Origin of the sequence: uncultured Agitococcus sp., from assembly GCF_937920075.1 — a bacterium.
Classification (GTDB): Bacteria; Pseudomonadota; Gammaproteobacteria; order Pseudomonadales; family Moraxellaceae; genus Agitococcus.
This window is the reverse complement of sequence record NZ_CALETI010000196.1, coordinates 1-3858: the sequence shown is the minus strand read 5'-3', so window position 1 is coordinate 3858 and position 3858 is coordinate 1. Positions and strand designations below refer to the sequence as shown.

Below are 3858 nucleotides of genomic sequence, written 5' to 3'. Positions count from 1 at the left end.
GGTGTGCGGCAGGATATTGCCGTCCTGTAGAGGGAATCCTCGCCGTTCAAGGGCGGGGAGGATGTCAAATGTTGTACAGCAATGACGATGTAAACTCCAAACATAGCTTTAGTTCTATTTGATGCAGTATTAAAAACACATTAATACTGAGTTTAAACCACCACGATGGAGATTTAGGCATGATTTATTCAGGAACTGCCATCAGTGTACAAGCCTTAGAAGGCGGTATTGCTGAGTTTAAGTTCGATCTCGCCAATGAATCGGTTAACAAATTTAACCGTGCAACGCTCGAAGACTTGAAAAGTGCGATTGAAGCCGTTAAAGCGGACAGCAACATTAAAGGTTTAGTTGTGACTAGCGGTAAGCCTGTCTTTATCGTTGGCGCAGACATTACTGAGTTTGTTGGTAGTTTTGCTCAAGGCGAAGCGGCGATTATTGAATGGGTTGCTTCTGCAAACCAAATTTTCAACGCTTTTGAAGATTTACCATTCCCAACTGTTGCCGCGATTAATGGTATCGCTTTAGGTGGCGGTTTTGAAATGTGCTTAGTGTGTGACTATCGTGTGATGTCCACCGCTGCAAAAGTGGGTTTACCCGAAGTTAAATTAGGTATTTTCCCCGGTTTTGGTGGCACAGTACGTTTACCTCGCGTGATTGGTATCGACAATGCCGTTGAGTGGATTGCTGCTGGTGCAGAAAAGCGTCCAGATGCTGCTTTAAAAGATGGTGCTGTTGATGCTGTTGTTGCACCAGACCAATTACAAGCTGCTGCATTATCTTTGCTACAACAATGTATCGACGGTAAAATTGACTGGAAAGCAAAACGCGCTGAAAAATTAAACCCAGTTAAACTCAATATGTTAGAACAAATGATGGCTTTCCAAACTGCAACGGCTGTTGTTGTTGGTAAAGCTGGTCCTAACTACCCAGCTCCAAAATTAGCTTTACAAGGTATGCAACAACACGCCAGCTTAGGCCGTGAAGATGCCTTAAAAGTAGAAGCTAAAAACTTTGCTAAAGCAGCAGTTACTCCACAAGCTAATGCCTTAATTGGTTTGTTTATGGCTGACCAAGCGGTTAAGAAAGCGTCTAAAAAGCATGAAGGCAAAGGCAGCAAAGAGATTAATCAAGCTGCGGTATTGGGTGCAGGCATCATGGGTGGCGGTATTGCCTACCAAGCAGCCAGCAAAGGCACACCAATCATTATGAAGGACATTCGCACCGAAGCCCTTGATTTGGGTATGGGCGAAGCCTCTAAATTATTAGGTAAGCAAGTTGAGAAAGGTCGTTTAAGCCCAGCCGATATGGGTAAAACCTTATCTCGTATTCGCCCAACCTTAAACTACGGTGATTTTAATAGCGTTGATATCATTATCGAAGCTGTTGTTGAAAATCCAAAAGTTAAAACAGCGGTATTAAGCGAAGTTGAAGGTTTAGTAAAAGAAGACACTATTTTAGCGTCTAATACTTCTACTATTTCTATTACTTACTTAGCGAAGTCTTTAAAGCGTCCAGAAAACTTTGTCGGTATGCATTTCTTCAACCCAGTGCACATGATGCCATTGGTTGAAGTTATTCGTGGTGAAAAGTCTTCTGATGAAGCGGTTGCTGCAACTGTTAAGTTAGCACAAAAAATGGGTAAAACACCTATCGTTGTTAACGATTGCCCAGGCTTCTTGGTAAACCGCGTATTATTCCCATACTTCGGTGGCTTTGATATGTTAGTCCGTGATGGTGCTGACTTCCAAGCTGTTGATAAAGTGATGGAAAAATTTGGTTGGCCAATGGGTCCAGCATACTTGTTAGACGTTGTTGGTATTGATACGGGCGTTCATGCTGCCAAAATTATGGCTGAAGGTTTCCCAGATCGTATGCAACCTAACTACAAGTCTGGCACAGAAATCATGTTCGAAAATAACCGTTATGGCCAAAAGAATGGCAAAGGTTATTATGTTTACGAACAAGACAAAAAAGGCAAGCCAAAGAAAGTGGTTGACCAAACAACTTATGAGTTGTTAGCACCAATCGCTGCAGCACGTAAAGAGTTTGACGCTCAAGAAATCATTGATCGCTGTATGATCCCAATGGTTAACGAAGTGGCTCGTTGTTTGGAAGAAGGTATTGTTGCTAGCGCAGCAGAAGCTGATATGGCCTTGATTATGGGTATCGGTTTCCCACCATTCCGTGGCGGTGCATGTCGCTATGTTGACCAAATCGGTGTCGCTAACTACGTTGCATTGTGTGAAAAATATGCTCACTTAGGCAAAGCCTATGAAGCACCACAATTGTTACGTGACATGGCAGCCGCTAACAAGAAATTCTTTGGTTAATTAGGAGCGAAAAATGAGTCTTAATCCTCGTGATGTAGTCATCGTTGATGGTGTACGTAGTGCAATGGGTCGCTCCAGAAACGGTATGTTCCGTAATGTGCGTGCCGACTCTTTATCTGCTGAGTTAGTAAAAGCTTTATTAGTGCGTAACCCAGCCGTTAATCCAGCCGAAATCGAAGATGTGATTTGGGGTTGTGTTAACCAAACTTTAGAACAAGGTATGAACGTTGCTCGTAACATTGCAATGTTAGCTGAATTACCACGTACTGTTGCAGGTCAAACGGTTAACCGTTTGTGTGGTTCTTCGATGCAAGCTTTACACACAGCCGCTGCACAAATTGCAACTGGCCAAGGTGAAGTTTTCATTATTGGTGGTGTTGAGCACATGGGTCACGTTCAGATGACTCACGGTGTTGACATTAACCCAGCCGCTTCTAAGTACTACGCAAAAGCCTCTAACATGATGGGTTTAACCGCCGAAATGTTAGGCACCATGAATGGCATTAGCCGTGAAATGCAAGACCAATTCGCTTTGCGTTCTCACAAAAAAGCATGGGAAGCTACTCTTGAAGGTCGTTTCAAAAACGAAATCATTGGTGTAGAAGGCCATGATGCTAACGGTTTTAAAGTCATGTGTGACATTGACGAAGTTATTCGTCAAGACGCTTCTTTAGAACAATTAGCTTCTTTAAAGCCAGTCTTTAATCCAAAAGGCGGTACAGTGACAGCAGGTTCTTCTTCAGCATTGTCTGATGGTGCATCTGCGATGTTGATTATGAGTGCTGCTAAAGCTAAAGAATTGGGCTTAAAGCCACGTGCTAAAATTGTCTCTATGGCAGTTGCTGGCTATGAGGCAGCAATTATGGGTTATGGTCCAGTACCAGCAACCGAAAAAGCCTTAAAGCGTGCTGGTTTAAGCATCAAAGACATTCAAACTGTTGAGTTAAACGAAGCGTTTGCTGCTCAAGGTTTATCAGTCATGAAGGGTTTAAACATCCTCGAAAACTCTGATAGCTTTGTTAACTTAAATGGTGGTGCGATTGCTTTAGGTCACCCATTGGGTTGTTCTGGTTCTCGTATTACTACAACATTGTTAAACGTCATGGAATGGAAAGATACTGAGTTTGGCTTAGCGACCATGTGTATTGGTTTAGGTCAAGGTATCGCAACCATTATCCAACGCGTGTAATGTTGTGTAGGGGTGGCTTTAGTGGTTGCCCTAAAAAATTAGTCTTTATCCAAGACAATACTAACCCTCAGACTCACAAGGTTTGGGGGTTTTTAATTTTTGGTGAAATTTGCTAAGTTGCTGAGCAATGTCAGCACTAAAAGGATAATATTGCTAATGATGACACAAGAAAGATTTGAAAAAATTCAACAAGTTGTACAACCAATTTGTGCAGTAAGCGATTGGTTATTACCAAAAATTCTTAAGTTATTAGTCTTAGGTTTGTTATCCATAACATGGTTAATATTTTACGCCTTGCAATTTATGCAATGGCATTACGCATGGTTAATTCCGATTATT

Annotated in this window: 3 protein-coding genes; all 3 read left to right on the top strand. The window is 42.1% G+C overall.

What is annotated here, in order from left to right; genetic code table 11:
* Positions 1 to 179 precede the first annotated feature (179 nt).
* A complete protein-coding gene (gene fadB / locus Q0212_RS07340; RefSeq protein ID WP_297924079.1) occupies positions 180 to 2330 on the top strand; it encodes a fatty acid oxidation complex subunit alpha FadB in 2151 nt (716 codons plus the stop codon).
* Positions 2331 to 2343: 13 nt separating this feature from the next.
* A complete protein-coding gene (gene fadA, locus Q0212_RS07335) occupies positions 2344 to 3519 on the top strand; it encodes an acetyl-CoA C-acyltransferase FadA (RefSeq protein ID WP_297924077.1) in 1176 nt (391 codons plus the stop codon).
* A 156-nt stretch (positions 3520 to 3675) separates the two neighbouring features.
* Positions 3676 to 3858, top strand: a 183-nt coding sequence (locus Q0212_RS07330) for a hypothetical protein (RefSeq protein WP_297924075.1), incomplete at its 3' end; no start/stop codon positions are given.

What these genes read in the sequence shown, in the direction of transcription:
- fadB (WP_297924079.1), top strand. Translation starts at nt 180, where the DNA reads ATGATTTATTCAGGAACTGCCATCAGTGTACAAGCCTTAGAAGGCGGT.
- fadA (WP_297924077.1), top strand. Translation starts at nt 2,344, where the DNA reads ATGAGTCTTAATCCTCGTGATGTAGTCATCGTTGATGGTGTACGTAGT.